Source organism: Hyphomonas sp. (assembly GCF_022844445.1).
Classification (GTDB): Bacteria; Pseudomonadota; Alphaproteobacteria; order Caulobacterales; family Hyphomonadaceae; genus Hyphomonas.
This window is the reverse complement of the sequence record NZ_JALHLS010000005.1, coordinates 108,125-122,330: the sequence shown is the minus strand read 5'-3', so window position 1 is coordinate 122,330 and position 14,206 is coordinate 108,125. Positions and strand designations below refer to the sequence as shown.

The 14,206-nt window shown below is 62.6% G+C and carries 15 protein-coding genes; 9 read left to right on the top strand and 6 right to left on the bottom strand.

The genetic code is table 11. From position 1 onward, the window contains the following. The first annotated feature begins 9 nt into the window (after positions 1-9). Complete coding sequence (locus tag Q0C17_RS07670) at positions 10-1,149, top strand: isobutyryl-CoA dehydrogenase (RefSeq protein ID WP_291203801.1); 1,140 nt, start codon at positions 10-12, stop codon at positions 1,147-1,149. Positions 1,150-1,416: 267 nt separating this feature from the next. Here Q0C17_RS07670 and Q0C17_RS07665 read toward each other — a convergent pair whose 3' ends face one another. Continuing rightward, positions 1,417-2,967 carry an AMP-binding protein gene (locus tag Q0C17_RS07665; RefSeq protein ID WP_291203798.1) on the bottom strand — a complete coding sequence of 517 codons (1,551 nt, stop codon included), beginning with the start codon at positions 2,965-2,967 and terminating at the stop codon, positions 1,417-1,419. Between the two features lie 322 nt (positions 2,968-3,289). After that, positions 3,290-4,138, bottom strand: coding sequence for an SDR family NAD(P)-dependent oxidoreductase (locus Q0C17_RS07660; protein WP_291203795.1), 849 nt, complete (start codon positions 4,136-4,138; stop codon positions 3,290-3,292). A 107-nt stretch (positions 4,139-4,245) separates the two neighbouring features. Between Q0C17_RS07660 and Q0C17_RS07655 the strand changes: the two genes are divergently transcribed. The 3 genes from Q0C17_RS07655 to Q0C17_RS07645 all read left to right on the top strand — a co-directional run bounded on the left by Q0C17_RS07655 (position 4,246) and on the right by Q0C17_RS07645 (position 6,104). Further along, on the top strand, positions 4,246-4,632 hold the full coding sequence (locus Q0C17_RS07655) for a globin (protein ID WP_291203791.1): 387 nt from the start codon (positions 4,246-4,248) through the stop codon (positions 4,630-4,632). Between the two features lie 62 nt (positions 4,633-4,694). Further along, entirely contained in the window at positions 4,695-5,246 is a 552-nt protein-coding gene (locus tag Q0C17_RS07650; protein WP_291203788.1) for a cytochrome b, read from the top strand. 18 nt (positions 5,247-5,264) lie between these two features. After that, a complete protein-coding gene (locus Q0C17_RS07645) occupies positions 5,265-6,104 on the top strand; it encodes a TauD/TfdA family dioxygenase (protein WP_291203785.1) in 840 nt (279 codons plus the stop codon). 12 nt (positions 6,105-6,116) lie between these two features. Here the strand turns inward: Q0C17_RS07645 and Q0C17_RS07640 are convergent, their stop codons facing one another. Beyond that, positions 6,117-6,404 (bottom strand): PilZ domain-containing protein, encoded by a 288-nt coding sequence (locus tag Q0C17_RS07640; RefSeq protein WP_291203781.1) that lies wholly within the window; start codon positions 6,402-6,404, stop codon positions 6,117-6,119. A 138-nt stretch (positions 6,405-6,542) separates the two neighbouring features. On the opposite strand from Q0C17_RS07640, the gene Q0C17_RS07635 reads away from it, so the two are divergent. From Q0C17_RS07635 to Q0C17_RS07625, 3 genes are all read left to right on the top strand, one after another. After that, a complete protein-coding gene (locus Q0C17_RS07635; protein WP_291203778.1) occupies positions 6,543-7,607 on the top strand; it encodes an enoyl-CoA hydratase/isomerase family protein in 1,065 nt (354 codons plus the stop codon). A gap of 70 nt (positions 7,608-7,677) precedes the next feature. Continuing rightward, positions 7,678-8,352 (top strand): DUF805 domain-containing protein, encoded by a 675-nt coding sequence (locus Q0C17_RS07630; RefSeq protein ID WP_291203775.1) that lies wholly within the window; start codon positions 7,678-7,680, stop codon positions 8,350-8,352. Positions 8,353-8,499: 147 nt separating this feature from the next. Further along, complete coding sequence (locus Q0C17_RS07625; RefSeq protein ID WP_291204246.1) at positions 8,500-8,994, top strand: MarR family transcriptional regulator; 495 nt, start codon at positions 8,500-8,502, stop codon at positions 8,992-8,994. A gap of 65 nt (positions 8,995-9,059) precedes the next feature. On the opposite strand, the gene Q0C17_RS07620 is transcribed toward Q0C17_RS07625, so the two are convergent. Then, on the bottom strand, positions 9,060-9,494 hold the full coding sequence (locus Q0C17_RS07620) for a DUF2141 domain-containing protein (RefSeq protein WP_291203772.1): 435 nt from the start codon (positions 9,492-9,494) through the stop codon (positions 9,060-9,062). 152 nt (positions 9,495-9,646) lie between these two features. Between Q0C17_RS07620 and Q0C17_RS07615 the strand changes: the two genes are divergently transcribed. Beyond that, entirely contained in the window at positions 9,647-10,153 is a 507-nt protein-coding gene (locus tag Q0C17_RS07615; protein ID WP_291203769.1) for a DUF1543 domain-containing protein, read from the top strand. 89 nt (positions 10,154-10,242) lie between these two features. Here Q0C17_RS07615 and Q0C17_RS07610 read toward each other — a convergent pair whose 3' ends face one another. Further along, positions 10,243-10,776, bottom strand: coding sequence for a cytochrome c family protein (locus Q0C17_RS07610; RefSeq protein ID WP_291203766.1), 534 nt, complete (start codon positions 10,774-10,776; stop codon positions 10,243-10,245). 137 nt (positions 10,777-10,913) lie between these two features. Here Q0C17_RS07610 and mutL point away from each other — a divergent pair, with 137 nt between their 5' ends. Continuing rightward, a complete protein-coding gene (mutL, locus tag Q0C17_RS07605; RefSeq protein ID WP_291203763.1) occupies positions 10,914-12,752 on the top strand; it encodes a DNA mismatch repair endonuclease MutL in 1,839 nt (612 codons plus the stop codon). A 15-nt stretch (positions 12,753-12,767) separates the two neighbouring features. Here mutL and Q0C17_RS07600 read toward each other — a convergent pair whose 3' ends face one another. Further along, complete coding sequence (locus Q0C17_RS07600; RefSeq protein ID WP_291203760.1) at positions 12,768-14,138, bottom strand: endonuclease/exonuclease/phosphatase family protein; 1,371 nt, start codon at positions 14,136-14,138, stop codon at positions 12,768-12,770. Between the last annotated feature and the right edge of the window lie 68 nt (positions 14,139-14,206).

The window sequence follows — 14,206 nt, the reverse complement described above, 5'->3', positions numbered from 1 at the left end:
GCCTTGCCAATGAGCCTGATGTTTGATGACGAACGGATCATGATCCGCGACATGGCGCGCAAGTTCGCCGAGGCGCAGCTCCTGCCCCATTCCGAGGCCTGGGACCGCGACAGCCACTTTCCGGTGGACGTGATTCGCTCGGCCGCCGAGCTTGGCTTTGCCGGCATCTATGTGAAGGAAGAGCATGGCGGCTCGGGCCTGACGCGCACCGACGCGGCCCTGATTTTCGAACAGCTGTCTTACGGCGATGTCTCGACTGCGGCCTTCATCTCCATCCACAACATGGCCAGCTGGATGATCGATACGTTCGGTTCGAACGAACAGCGCGCCCAATGGTTGCCGCGCCTCACTTCAATGGAGCTGATCGCTTCCTATTGCCTGACCGAGCCGGGCGCAGGCTCCGACGCCGCAAGCCTCAAGACCAGGGCCGTTCGCGACGGCGACGACTACGTCATCACCGGCACCAAGCAGTTCATTTCCGGCGCGGGCACCTCGGATGTCTATGTCCTGATGGCGCGCACGTCAGAGGACGGAGCAAAAGGCGTCTCCACCTTCATCATCGAGAAGGGCACGCCCGGTCTCTCCTTCGGCGCCAACGAGCGCAAGATGGGCTGGAAAAGCCAGCCCACCGCGCAGGTCATCCTGGATGAAGTCCGCGTGCCGGCAGCCAACCGCATCGGCGAGGAAGGCCACGGCTTCCGCTTCGCCATGGCGGGCCTTGATGGCGGCCGTCTCAACATCGCCGCCTGCGCGCTCGGCGGTGCCCAGCTCGCGCTCGACAAGGCGGTCGCCTATGCGAAAGATCGCAAGCAGTTCGGCAAGGCGATCGCGGATTTTCAGTCCACGCAGTTCAAGCTTGCCGACATGGAAACCGAACTCCAGGCGGCCCGCGTCATGCTCTACGAAGCCGCCGGCCGCCTCGACGGCAAGACGCCGGACGCCACCCGCTGGTGCGCGATGGCCAAGCGCTTCGTCACCGACACCGCCTTCAAGGTCGCCAATGACGCCCTGCAGATCCATGGCGGCTATGGCTACCTCGCTGACTACGGGGTCGAGCGCATCGTCCGTGACCTGAGGGTCCACCAGATCCTCGAAGGCACCAACGAGATCATGCGCGTGATCATCTCGAGGGATATGCTGAAGGGCTGATCCCAGCCCCTCACCGGCCACGCAGGTGAGGAAGGGCGCAACACCATTGCGCAGCAATCGCCCAAAGGCGCCATTCACTTCCGCGCGGCAGTCGTATCCCAGGCATTAGCTTGGCCGAAAATCCTGTGGCAGGTCAGCCCCTGGCGGCCGTTTGCAGGCAAGCTTAACTTGTTGTTCCAAGTACAGGCACGAGAAGCGAACGTGACCCTTCCGGAAGCAACCAGACCAAGCTTTCGGAAATGGGCTTGCAAGAGCAGGTTTGGTTCGTCAGGAAATTTTGCTCTTGCGCCCTGCCCAATAGGGATCGCGCAGCACACGCTTGTAAAGCTTGCCAGTCGGTAGGCGCGGCAGCTGGTCGGTAAAGTCGATCGAACGCGGACATTTTATGTGCGCCAGGTTGGCTCTGCAGTAGGCGATCAGCTCCGCTTCCAAGGCCGTGTCCGCCACGAAACCGGGTGCGACCTGCACCACGGCCTTCACTTCTTCACCGAGATCCTCGTTCGGCACGCCGAACACGGCTGCGTCCGTCACCTTCGGATGCGTGATCAGCAGGTTTTCGCATTCCTGCGGGTAAATGTTCATGCCGCCGGAAATGATCATGAATGTCTTGCGGTCGGTGAGATGGAGGAAGCCATCGTCATCGAGGTAGCCGACGTCGCCTACCGTGCTCATCGATCCGTCCGGTGAGCGGCTTTCCTTTGTCTTGGCCTCGTCCTCGAAATACTCGAACGGCGAGGCCGTTTTGAACCAGATCGTGCCGGGCTCGCCTTTGGGCGACGGGTTCATGTCTTCGTCGAGGATGTGAATGTCACCGAGCACCACGCGCCCGACGGTCCCCTTGTGCGCGAGCCACTCGGGCGTGTTACAGGCGGTGAAGCCAAGACCTTCTGTGGCACCGTAGTATTCGTGGATGATCGGTCCCCACCAGGCGATCATCTGCTCCTTGACCTGAACCGGGCAAGGGGCGGCGGCGTGGATGGCGACTTCGAGCGAACTCAAATTGTAGCGCGAGCGCACGTCTTCGGGAAGTTTCAAGAGGCGCGAAAACATTGTCGGCACGAGCTGGCTGTGCGTGACCTGGTGGCGCTCGATCAGTGCGAGGTAGCTCTCGGCATCGAAGTTCTCCATGATGACGGCTGTGCCGCCCGCGCGGATCGTCAATGCGACCGCCATCTGCGGTGCGGAGTGATAAAGGGGGGCCGGCGAGAGGTACATCATCCGGTCGCGGTAAAGCCAGAGAGTTTGCAGGAACTTCAACACAGGCAGGTCTTCGTCCGGCCCCGCGTCCGGTAGCGGGCGAACGATGCCCTTAGGCCGGCCGGTAGTCCCAGACGAGTAGAGCATCGCCGTACCAAGCCACTGATCGGCGATCGGCGTGTCAGGCATTCCCGCGACGGCGTCGTCCAATGCGCGGACCTTTTTATCGTCGCCTGCGCCATCGACGACGAGGCAAAGCGCGACACCCGGCGCCTGAGCCATCGCCGCTCGCGCCACTTCCAGTTTAGCCTGAGAGGTGATGAGGACCTTCGAGCGGCTGTTGTTGAGAATGTAGGCCAGTTCGTCGACGCCGAGGTAGGAATTGGTGGGTGTGAAATAAAGCCCGGCCCGGAGGCCCGCGCCGCAGCATTCGACGTAGCGCGCGTTGTTTTCCATGTAGATGGCGTAGTGATCGAGACGGCTCAGGCCCTGCTGGCGAAACAAGTGTGCGAGCTTGTTGGTACGCTTCTCAAGCTCGCCATAGGAAATGGTTTCACCTGACCCCGCCATAATCACCGCGATCCGTTCCGGATCGGTTGTTGCGATTGCGCCTGGTAACATAGCTTCTCCTGGCCTACGGCGAGCTGGCATTCTTCTGAAAAACATCGACGCGGGATAAGTGGCTGTCAAGCACGGCGGCAGCCACCCGCCGGCGGCTGCTCCGGAACAGCGTCAGACATAGGCCACGCGACGGCTAGCGCAAACAGATCGGCGTCGTGAGTTGATGGACGCCTGCCAGCAAGCGACTTCGGCTGGCAGCGGCGAAGTCCTGCCGAATATCCGCCGGGTTCTCGAGTGACCGGACCGAGGCGACCCTGCCGATAATCGCAAATCGATAACCGGAACCAACCTGGGCGGTGAGAGGCCCTTCGAGGTTTGGGCCTCAGTGCCGCGGCGTTCTTCCCCGAATCCGGTCAAAGCCCTGCTTGATCGCCGCAAACCGTGCGTCGATGTGCGGTTCAAACTGCAGATCGGTGAAGATGTGTGGCCAGTCGCCTTCGATGGCCTCGCGGACCAGTTCGCCCACGTAGAGTGGGTCGATGCCGCTGGCAATCGCTTCGGTCACGGCCTTCAGGATCTCCGTGCCCGGACCTTCCGTCGGCACCGCCTGGATCTGCCCGGCAAAACGGTCCGGAATGTTGCGACCCGAAGACACGATGTTCGTGCGGATTACCCCCGGGCACAGCACGGACACGCCGATGCCGCGCGCGGCCAGTTTCGGCCGCAGGTCCTCCGACAGGGCCACCACGCCGAACTTCGTCACGTCATAGGACGGGTTCGTCAGTGCCACCATGCCTGCAATCGATGCGGTCGAGACGATCTGACCGCCCTCGCCATGTTTCTCGATCAGCGGTCCGAAAATCTCGATGCCCCAGATCACTGACCAGAGGTTGACCCCCATCACCCAGTTCCAGGACGCGTCGTTCCACGTGCCATAGTCACCGCCGCCGCCGACGCCGGCATTGTTGACGAGGATGTGCACCTTGCCGAACTGCGAAATGGTCTCGTCGGCCGCGCGCTGCAGATTGTCCTTCAGCGACACGTCCGCCACGACGCCGGCCACGTTTGCATTCGTCGCCTTGAGGCTCGCGACCGCCTTGTCCAGTGCGTCCTTCTCGATGTCGCACAGCATGACTTTCACGCCCGCCTGCGCCAGCGCGGTCGCAATGCCGAGCCCGATGCCCGAGGCCGCGCCCGTCACGAACGCAGTTTTGCCTTCAAGGTGTTTCATGTTTTCCTCCCGATGTTTTTGCCATCCTGCGCTCGCCGGTGCGGCGGCGCAATCGGCTCCCCGGCGTCAGCTTTGACGCTGCCGCTCCGATCTGCGAAACAGGTCTCATGACCGCTGCCCTGATCCTCGAAACGCTCGAACGCGCCGCAGAGGCCTGCGCAGACCCGGCGCCGCTGGTCTACCGGCGGCTGTTCGCGCTGCGCCCGGAATTCGAGCCGCTGTTCGTGATGGACACAGACGGCGGCGTGCGTGGTTCGATGCTGGAAACCTGTTTCAACGCCATCCTCGGCCTTGACGATGACGCAGCCGTCCAGCGCGTCATCATCTCGTCCTCCCGCTTCAGCCATACGGGCTACGGTCTTGCCGAAACCGACCTCGACCTGATGTTCGGCGCCATCCGCGACACGGTTCGTGAGCTGAACGGCGCCAGCTGGACACCCGAAGCTGCGGCCGCCTGGGAGACGCGCCTTGCCGAGATCGCATCCATCGCCTGACCCACTGGCGCCGCCGCGCAAGCTCCGCTAGGTTGGACGAAGGCGTCTGGAGAGGGCTTCATATGACCGACAAGACCGAAGGCACCTATGGCAGCGTCTCGCGCCTGAATCACTGGATCGGCGCGGTCCTCTTCGCCAGCCTGCTGATCGTCGGCTTCATCCTTTCGTATGACGTTTTGCCGGACGAGCAGGCCGGCGAAGTGCGCAACCTGCACAAAGCCACCGGTACGCTGTTGCTCCTGTTCGCCCTCTGGCGGGTCACCTGGCGCCTTGGCCAGGGTTTCCCGGCGGCCGCGTCAGACCGCGCCGGCTGGGAACTCGCCCTGTCAAAGGCCGTTCACGGCGCGATGCTCCTGACACTCATCGTCATGCCACTGTCCGGCATTTTAATGTCGCTGGTCGGCGGCCGGTCGATAGACATGTACGGACTCTTCACGATCCCGCCGGTGGCCGAAATGAAGGATCTCGCGCGGTCCTTCCGCGCGGTTCACGGTTATGCAGCCTACACTCTCGCCGCGCTGATCGTCCTGCATATCGCCGGCGCCCTGAAGCATTCGCTCATCGACCGCGATAGCACCCTGCGGCGCATGCTGACCGGGCAGTCCGCCTCTTAGACACCGAAGGAGTCCGTCATGCAGGTCACGCCCCTTCAAGGCGCCGGCGCCGAAATCACCGGCGTGGATATCCGTCATCTGACGCCCGGCGAGTTCGCCGCTGTGCGTCAGGCCTATGCCGATCACGGTGTGATCTTCTTCCGCGACCAGTCGCTCTCCGAAGACGAACATATTGCCTTTGCGCGCCGCTTCGGCCCCATCAATATCAACCGCTTCTTCCAGGCGCATGAGCGCTTTCCGGAAATTGCGCTGGTGCTCAAGGAAAAGGAACAGAAAACCAATATCGGCGGCGGCTGGCATACGGATCATTCCTATGACGCCGAACCGGCGATGGGCTCTGTCCTCGTCGCCCGTCAGCTACCGGATGCCGGCGGAGACACATGGTTCGCCTCCATGTATGCCGCCTACGACACGCTCGATGCCTCCACGAAGGCCGAAATCGCGGACCTGCAGGCCGTTCACTCGGCTCGGCACATCTTCGGTTCGGCGCCGGACAATCACTACAAAGCCAACCGCGACACGGATAGCCGCATTGGAAATGCCGCCGCAGCGGACGTGCTGGAGGATGTCACACATCCTGTCGTGATTGCCCATCCCCTGAGCGGCAAGAAGGCGCTCTACGTGAACCCGGCTTTCACGACACGGATCGAAGGATACACGGACCAGGCGTCACATGAACTTCTCGCGCGCCTCTATGCCCATGCAATGAACCCGGCCCACGCCCACCGGTTCAAATGGCAGCCCGGCTCGGTCGCCTTCTGGGACAACCGCGCGACCTGGCATTGGGCGATGAATGATTATCACGGCGAGCGGCGCCTGATGCACCGCATCACTATCGAAGGCTGCGCGCTGAACTGAGCGACTGACGCCCTATTCGAACTTGAACTCGACGCCGATTTCCAGACCGCTTTCCCAGCGCTTCATGCACGTGCGCGGATACTTGAACTGCGGGATGCGCAGCTCAAACTCGTCCGGCAGGAGCACGCCTTCCGGCAGGGCAAGACGCGCCCCGCCCGGTGAGACGTCTCGCACTTCCACTTCCTGTTTGCGGAACCAGCCGAGCTTGACCAGTCCGCGAGCATCGACGCGAACGCGCTGGCCGCGGCGATTGAACTTGCCCACTTCAAGACGTGAGCTGGTGGTTAGCTGGCTGGACATCGGCATTCCGGGGCTGGGACAGGGCAGGGTTTCACCGCTGTTGTCGCACAAACATGTAAAGGCTTGGCGAAACAGCTTGTCTCAATTTTGGAAGTGGGCATTTACGTTTGCGTTACGCTTTCCGGACGGAGACCTGCCATGACATCTGACGTGTTGATCCGCCAGCAAGGCGGGCTCGGCCGCATCACGCTGACCCGCCCGGGCGCCCTGCACGCCCTGAATACGCCGATGTGTGCGGCCATCCTGGACGCCGTCACCCGATGGTCTGCAGACCCCTCCATACATCTTCTCTGGATCGACCATCAGGAGGGCACCCGCGGCTTCTGCGCCGGCGGCGACATCCGCATGCTTGCTGAAAGCGGCGCAGCGGACGGGGCCGAGGCCCGCGGTTTCTTCCGAACCGAATACCGCATGAACGCCGCCCTCGAAGCTTTCCCGAAACCGGTTCTCGCCGTCATCGACGGTGTTACGATGGGCGGCGGCGTCGGCCTGTCTGTCCACGGATCACACCGCGTAGCGACGGAGCGCACCGTCTTCGCCATGCCTGAAACCGGTATCGGCCTCTTCCCGGATGTCGGCGGCGGCTGGTTCCTGCCGCGCCTTGGCGGCGAACTCGGGACGTGGCTGGCGCTGACCGGGGCGCGCCTCAAGGGCGCGGACGTCGCCGCTGCCCGCGTCGCCACGCATTTCCTCCCCTCCGAGCTCATTCCGGCCCTCGCCAAACAAGTCGAGGCAGCAGACTTCTCCGCTGGCGCCGCCGAACTCCTCAACGAGATCCTCGGCCGGCTCACCCACGCCGTCCCGCCTGGCAGCTTCGAGACGCACCGCGCTGTCATCAATCGCTGCTTCGCCGCAGACCGCGCCGAGGACATCCTCGCTGCGCTGGAGGCTGATGGCGGTGACTGGGCTCGCACTGAGGCCGCAACGCTCCGCGCCAAGAGCCCGGAAACTGTCAAGGTCGCCCTGCGTCAGCTGCGCGAAGGCCGCTCCGCCGCAACCTTCGAGGACAACATGCGCATGGAATTCCGGATCGGCTGGCGCAAGGTTCAGAGTGCGGATTTCCTGGAAGGCGTGCGCGCCGTCATCATCGACAAGGACAATGCGCCCGTCTGGAAGCCCGCGTGCCTGGAAGACGTGTCGGACGCCGATGTCGCCCGCTATTTCGCGCCTCTGGGCCCTGACGAGCTGACCTTCAGCGCATGACCGGCAGGGCTGGACAGGCGCCGCGCCCGGCGCCGATACTCGCCCCGACCACAGAGCAGGGTAGGGATCAATGCGCGGCGAAGTCCTGAAGCCTGAGGATGCGAGCGGCCCGGGTCTGATCCTCGGCGTGGACGGCAAGCGCTATCATTTCACCACGGCCCATGTTCATCGCGCCGCTGTGCTGCCGGCCGGCGCGCAGGTGGATTTCATCGGCCTCGGCGAGGATGCACGCGACATCTATATTGTTGCCAGCGCCCAGTCTGAGCTTCCGGTCACCAATACAGATGCAGCCTATATTCCGGCTGTTGCAGCAAAATCGGATGGGATGCTGCAATATTTCTTGCGGGCCCTGTCGCGGAATTACTTTCAGTTCTACGGCCGGGCCCGGCGCGCCGAGTATTGGGGTTACCTGTTTTTCTACATAGTCACGCTGATTGTTTGCTTCGTCGCGGACTCTGTAGTGTCTGCTTCTGTATTCATTGCCTACGCTGACGGAGAAGCTGGATTCCTGCCAATATTCATTGTCCTGTTCTATTTTTATAGCCTGATCCCGGGAATCTCCATTACGGTCCGGCGCCTCCACGACCAGGACATGTCCGGCTGGCTCTACTTGATCAACTTCATTCCTTATATTGGAGCGATCATACTTTTCATTCTGATGTTCTTCGATTCTCGCCCACAGCCCAACAAACACGGGCCCTCTCCAAAGTACGGCGGTGCGCAGACAGTAGACGTCTTCGCCTGATGGCAATTCCGTTACGCCTCAGTAACGGTTAATGAAAATCGTCGTTTATTAACTCTGTGCTTGCGTATACCAAGCATGCTTATCAAAATATTAGTTCTCATCATGTAACTCTACTCAAACTACAACAAAAGTTGAGTGGTGGTTACAATGATGATGATCGACATGCAGGAAACTGCAAATACTTCTATCGGCGAGTCTTTCCTGAAGTCTCTGTCGCTTCTTGAGCAAGCCCATCGCCGTCTCCACGATGTGGTCAAGGACGACCTTGAGCGCGGTGGTGAGCGTTCGCTGACCGGCGTCCAGGCGCTCCTCCTGTACGAGATTGGCGAAGGCGAAGCTCCGGCTTCCGTGCTCCGCGCCCGCGGCGCGTTTGCCGGCACCAGCCTCTCCTACAACGTCAAGAAACTGCAGGAAGGTGGCTACCTGATCCAGACGCGTTCGGAAGACGACAAGCGTACAGTTACGCTCCGTCTCACCGACCGCGGCAAGAAGGTCCGTGTCCGCGTGGCGAAACTGTTCGAGAAGCAGGCGACTGCCCTCGAGCCCACTGCCAGCGTCCGCGCCGACGACCTGTCGCAGCTCAACAAGACGATCTCGCGCCTCGAACGCTTCTGGTCTGACCAGATCCGCTACCGCCTCTAGGCTAGCGAAAACCCCGGCCCCTCAAGGGGCCGGGGCTTCCTCCTCCGTCTACGGACTTGCCCGGCTTACTCGGGATAGATCATCTTCAGCGTAGCGCCGCCGCCGGCCGCGCCAACGCTTACGGCCGACTGTTCAAAGGTCGGCGCCGCGCGCAGGGTCTCGGCATTCGGCGACGTCCAGCCATCCAGCGGCCGGCCATTCTCGGCTGTGTCGAATTTGCCGTTGGCGTTGAAGTCATGCCAGATCGATACCGCATAGGCGCCTTCCGGCAGGTCGAAGGTGAAGCTGCGGCTGCCGGCCTCCGGCGCCTCAATGATCTCGCCGGCGATGCCTTCTTCCTTCATGAACTGCGCCGCGGTCTGCACGCCCACATAGAACTTGCCGCCGCGCGCTTCGATGCCCTCCACGTTCACCGTGAGCGGTGCCGCCTGCGCCATGCCGGCAGCGGCCAGCGCGCCCGCCAGCGCGAGCGCGGATTTCAGGGATATAGAACGGGTCATGTCGGTCTCCTTTGTCAAATGACAAGCACTTTGTAATTCAAAGTTAAAACGCCTGTCAACAAACAACTTTGCAAAGCAAAGTGAAATGACCGGGGCTTGCCCCGCCCGCCCGGCTGCGCCAAATCGGTCGAGGTGGCAGAGGCGAGTGACCGATGAAACTCTTTGCGGTTTTCGTGGGCGGCAATCATCCCCGCGCCAACATTGAGCTTCATGACCTGCGCTTCGTCACCGGCGAGACGCTGATGGACACCGTGCCCCAGCTGCGCGCCGCCTGGTGGGGCACGCCGGCCTCTCTGCATATCGATGGATATGCCGAACTTACCCATGTCGACGGCCGGCCGGTCGAGGTCGTCGCGGGCCCTGCGCCGGCGAAACCCGGTGCTTCCCTCTGGTTCATCAATGTTGGTGGTTACACGCCCGAACTTTTCGGCGAGCAGCACCATTATCTCTTTATGGCCGGCGCAGACAAAGCCGAGATCTGGAGCCGCGCCCGCGCGCTCTCGCCCGACTGGTCAGCCCGCCACAAGGACAACCTCGCCACCGTCGATGAGGTCGTCGAAGTGAACACTCTTTTGGCAGGCGGTATCCATATCAGCCTCGGCGCGCCCATCGCCGGCGCCCCTGCACCGAAAATCATCTCGGACTATATCAAGCTCTGACCGCAAAGCAGCCCTCAATCGAAGAAGCCCGCCGCCGTGCTCGCACGATCAGGGCCGCGGGCTAGATCGGCGCCCGGCGCTAGCGAAAGTCACTCCGCTGGTGTTTCTTCCGGCGCCGAATATCCAGTCTGCACCATCAGGTACGCGATCACAGCCAGGCGGTCTTCCGGCTTGCGCACGCCGGAAAAACTCATCCGGTTGCCGGGCACGAAGGTGCGCGGATTGGCCAGCCAATTGTCGAGTTGTTCCGGCGACCAGATGAAGGTTTCGGCCTTCAGTGCGGGCGAATAGTCGAAGTCCGGCGCCGAGGCGACCGGGCGACCAAACAATCCATACAGGTTCGGGCCCACGAGGTTACCAGCGCCCTCGGCAGTCAGGTGGCAGGACTGGCAGAGTTTCCAGGTCCGGTTCCCGGCAGCATAGCTAGCGGTGTTGTAGGGCGCGGGCAGCGATGCGAATTCCGGGCTCGGCTCGCCGGGTGACGCTGCTGGCGCGGCCGGGGCCGGCATCGCCTCGGCGGGGGCGGCAGCCGGGGCGGCTTGGGCAGCGGGCACCGTTTCGGCCGGGCCGCCGCAGGCGGCAATGAGAGAGAGGGCCAGGGCGGCGGAGACGAAAATGCGCATGACAGCAAGGCCTTGAGTGAGGAATGATGAACCAGTGTCGCCGGGAAGCGGGGAAAATTCAACGCTAAAGCCTCGCGTCCGAAGCGCGCACTTCCGCGCGGGACAGGCGCCGGGCGGGCGGCTACAATATGCGGCTGATGCCTGATTCTGCGCGCCTCCGTCCCGTCATACTCCGGCTACCGCCCGAGGTGGTCAACCGTATCGCCGCTGGCGAAGTGGTTGAGCGACCGGCGGCCGCTGTAAAGGAGCTAGTGGAAAACGCGCTCGATGCTGGCGCGCTCAACATCTCGATCGCCATCGAGGAAGGCGGCCTGAAGCGGATCACCATCGAGGATGATGGCTGCGGCCTCTCGGCAGAGGATTTGTCGGTGGCGCTGGAGCGGCACGCGACCTCGAAACTTGTGCCGGACGCCGATGGGCGCGTCGACCTTCTCAACATTCACACGATGGGCTTTCGCGGCGAAGCCTTGCCGTCGATCGCTTCGGTCAGCCGCCTGCGGATTGTCAGCCGCGCGGCGGGCGAAGCAGCAGCAGAAATATACTCCGAGGCCGGACGGATCGATGGACCGAAACCGGCTGCCTTCACCGGGCGAAGTGAAACCGGCACGCGCATCGATGTGGCGGACCTGTTCCATGCCACGCCCGCGCGCCTGAAGTTCATGCGCGGGGAGCGCGCCGAAGCGCTCGCGGTAACCGATGTCGTCAAGCGCCTCGCGATGGCCAATCCGGGCGTGGGATTCACCTTGGAAAACAATGGCCGCAACGTGCTGCGCTACGCGCCGGAGTTTGATGATGAAGCCGGCCGCCTCGCCCGGCTCGGCGCCATCATGGGCCGCGAGTTTAGCGACAATGCTATCGCGATTGATGCGACGCGCGACGGTACGCGGCTTACCGGCTTTGCAGGCCTGCCGACGCTCAATCGCGGCAATGCGCAGATGCAGTTCCTGTTTGTGAACGGACGCCCCGTGAAGGACAGGATGCTGACCGGCGTTGTGCGCGCGGCTTACCAGGATTTTCTGGCGCGGGATCGCCATCCAATGCTCGCGCTGTTTGTTGATGTCGAGCCCGAGGAAGTCGACGTGAACGTCCACCCCGCGAAAACCGAGGTGCGGTTCCGCGACGGCGCCAGCATTCGCGGCCTGATGATTGGCGCGCTACGCCATTCGCTCGCCGATGCAGGCCATCGTGCCTCGACCACGGTGGCTGGCTTTGCGCTCGGCCGGGCAAGGCCTGAGGCGGCGCAGGCTGGTCTCCTCTGGCAGTCGCCATCATCGGCGGCCTACCGCCCGGTCAGCTTGCCGCGCGGCGTACCGGAAGTCTCGCGCGAGCCTTTCATGCCGAACACCGCGCCTGCCGCGCGCTTTGATGAGCAGAAATCTCAGCCACATACCGGCGAGTTCCCGCTTGGGGCGGCGCGCGCGCAGGTGCATGAGACTTATATTATTGCTCAGACAGCGGATGGTATTGTCATCGTTGACCAGCACGCTGCGCATGAACGCCTCGTCTACGAGGCGATGAAGCGGCAGATGGAAGACGGCGGCGTGCGCCGTCAGGCGCTGCTGATCCCGGATATTGTCGAGATGAGCGAAGACGAGGCTGGCCGCATCCTGGACCGCGCGGATGACCTTGGCGCGCTGGGCCTGGAAGTCGAAGCATTCGGGCCCGGCGCCGTCTGCGTGCGGGCGACGCCGGCGCTGTTCGGCGAGATGGATACGGCGGGCCTCTTGCGCGATCTTGCGGATGACTTTGCCGAGTATAATGCCGGCCTTGCGCTCAAGGAGCGATTCGAGGACGTCATGGGCAATATGGCTTGCCGATCCTCCGTGCGGGCCGGACGGCGTCTCAACGGAGACGAGATGAACGCGCTGCTGCGCCAGATGGAAGCCACACCGCATTCCGGCCAGTGCAACCATGGCCGGCCGACCTATGTGGAACTGAAGCTCGCCGATATCGAGAAGCTGTTCGGCCGGCGCTAGGTCAGGCGCCGCCCGTCAGGCCTTCTTCTTTGTCGCTTTCTTTGGCTTGTCTGCGGACTTTCCGGCCTCGCGCGTCTTGCGCATCCGGTCCATGCCGCCGCCTGCAACCCATTTGAAGATGCGCCAGGCTTCGCCTGCAGTCATCTTCGGGGCAGGCGCCAGCGTGCCCTTTTTCTCGGGCGGGGCGATCTTCGGCGGCTTGCGGCGTTGCGTCCTTGTGCGGACGGGTTCGGGAAGGGTCGGCGGAATGTCGGCTGCGATGATGTCTTCCGCGCCCGTTTCCAGCTGGGCAGGCGCGCCGGCGGTTTCAAAGGCTGGGTCCAGATTGCCGAGAAGGTGGGCGTCGGAGAAATCGACGGCAAGCTCCACCCAGAGCGGAAGGTGATCCGACATCTGCCAGGTCAGCCAGCGCTTGGCGTAGTATTCCTTGTCCTTCGCCTTGTCTTTCGGCGTGCCATCCGGTCCAAGGTCGCGGTGGCGTGCGGGCAGGGTTGGGGCGTAGTGGTCGTAATGCTCCGGCCTGAAGACGGTCGCTGACCAGTCAAAGGCGCCCGACGAGAGAAAGGTCAGCTCATCCTGTTTTGTACGGAAGGCAATCTGGTCATAGTAGTTCGTGCGGAGCAGGTTTGACGGATATTGTTCCGGGGGCAGCTGGAAGCCGGCACTCTTCAGCGCCTGCATTGTTTCGTCGATGGGATTCTTGATGTTGAAATCGCCGAGCAGGATGTAATTTTCCTTTTCGCGCTCAGCGCGCCCGGCCATCTCTTTCGCGAGGTATTCGATTTCCTGAACGCGGCGTTGATAGCCCTCAGATCCTTTGGATTCTTCGCCGAAGTAGATGTGCACGGTGCAAAGCGAGAACTTGAACCAGCCGCACTGGAAGGAAACGAGAAAAGGTGTGCGCGCAAATTGCTGTTCACCGGGAAGGAGTGCGTGCTTGGGCAACACGATTTCGCCGGCGATGTTCCGGAAACGGACTTTCCGGCTGTCATAGACGAAGGCCATGCGCTCGCGGTTGCCTGATGAGCCGGTGGTGACGTCGGTGGCAATAAAGTCCCAGCCGGGACCCATGAGGCGGATGACATCCTTCAGGGGCTGGAGGTCTTCATTGACTTCCTGCAGCGCGCAGACATCGAAAGAGGAGAGTATCTCGGCGATATAGTGGAGGCTTTCGCGGCGGCGCGGGCCGTGGCGGAACTTGTTGTTGTCGAAGTCCCGGATGTTCCAGGTGCCTATGATGAGGCTTGCATCCTTCGTCCGGCGCGGCACGCCCTTCGGCGGCGGCGAGGCGAGATGCGCGCGCAGGTCAAGCAGGCGGCGCGAGGTCCAGTCGCGCTCGGCCAGCGTGAACAGCCGCTCGTTACGCAAATCGGTGTACCAGACCATGCCCTTGTCCCCTCGCATTCTGCGACGGGCGATCAATCGTTAAGTTTGGTTAGCGGCGCGTTAACGAA

Bases quoted from the DNA above. Each gene is read 5' to 3' on its own strand.
- Q0C17_RS07620 (WP_291203772.1), bottom strand. From the start codon at position 9,494: ATGACCCGTTCTATATCCCTGAAATCCGCGCTCGCGCTGGCGGGCGCG.
- Q0C17_RS07670 (WP_291203801.1), top strand. From the start codon at position 10: ATGAGCCTGATGTTTGATGACGAACGGATCATGATCCGCGACATGGCG.
- Q0C17_RS07610 (WP_291203766.1), bottom strand. From the start codon at position 10,776: ATGCGCATTTTCGTCTCCGCCGCCCTGGCCCTCTCTCTCATTGCCGCC.
- Q0C17_RS07640 (WP_291203781.1), bottom strand. From the start codon at position 6,404: ATGTCCAGCCAGCTAACCACCAGCTCACGTCTTGAAGTGGGCAAGTTC.
- mutL (WP_291203763.1), top strand. From the start codon at position 10,914: ATGCCTGATTCTGCGCGCCTCCGTCCCGTCATACTCCGGCTACCGCCC.
- Q0C17_RS07635 (WP_291203778.1), top strand. From the start codon at position 6,543: ATGACATCTGACGTGTTGATCCGCCAGCAAGGCGGGCTCGGCCGCATC.
- Q0C17_RS07650 (WP_291203788.1), top strand. From the start codon at position 4,695: ATGACCGACAAGACCGAAGGCACCTATGGCAGCGTCTCGCGCCTGAAT.
- Q0C17_RS07655 (WP_291203791.1), top strand. From the start codon at position 4,246: ATGACCGCTGCCCTGATCCTCGAAACGCTCGAACGCGCCGCAGAGGCC.
- Q0C17_RS07630 (WP_291203775.1), top strand. From the start codon at position 7,678: ATGCGCGGCGAAGTCCTGAAGCCTGAGGATGCGAGCGGCCCGGGTCTG.
- Q0C17_RS07625 (WP_291204246.1), top strand. From the start codon at position 8,500: ATGATGATGATCGACATGCAGGAAACTGCAAATACTTCTATCGGCGAG.
- Q0C17_RS07665 (WP_291203798.1), bottom strand. From the start codon at position 2,967: ATGTTACCAGGCGCAATCGCAACAACCGATCCGGAACGGATCGCGGTG.
- Q0C17_RS07660 (WP_291203795.1), bottom strand. From the start codon at position 4,138: ATGAAACACCTTGAAGGCAAAACTGCGTTCGTGACGGGCGCGGCCTCG.
- Q0C17_RS07600 (WP_291203760.1), bottom strand. From the start codon at position 14,138: ATGGTCTGGTACACCGATTTGCGTAACGAGCGGCTGTTCACGCTGGCC.
- Q0C17_RS07615 (WP_291203769.1), top strand. From the start codon at position 9,647: ATGAAACTCTTTGCGGTTTTCGTGGGCGGCAATCATCCCCGCGCCAAC.
- Q0C17_RS07645 (WP_291203785.1), top strand. From the start codon at position 5,265: ATGCAGGTCACGCCCCTTCAAGGCGCCGGCGCCGAAATCACCGGCGTG.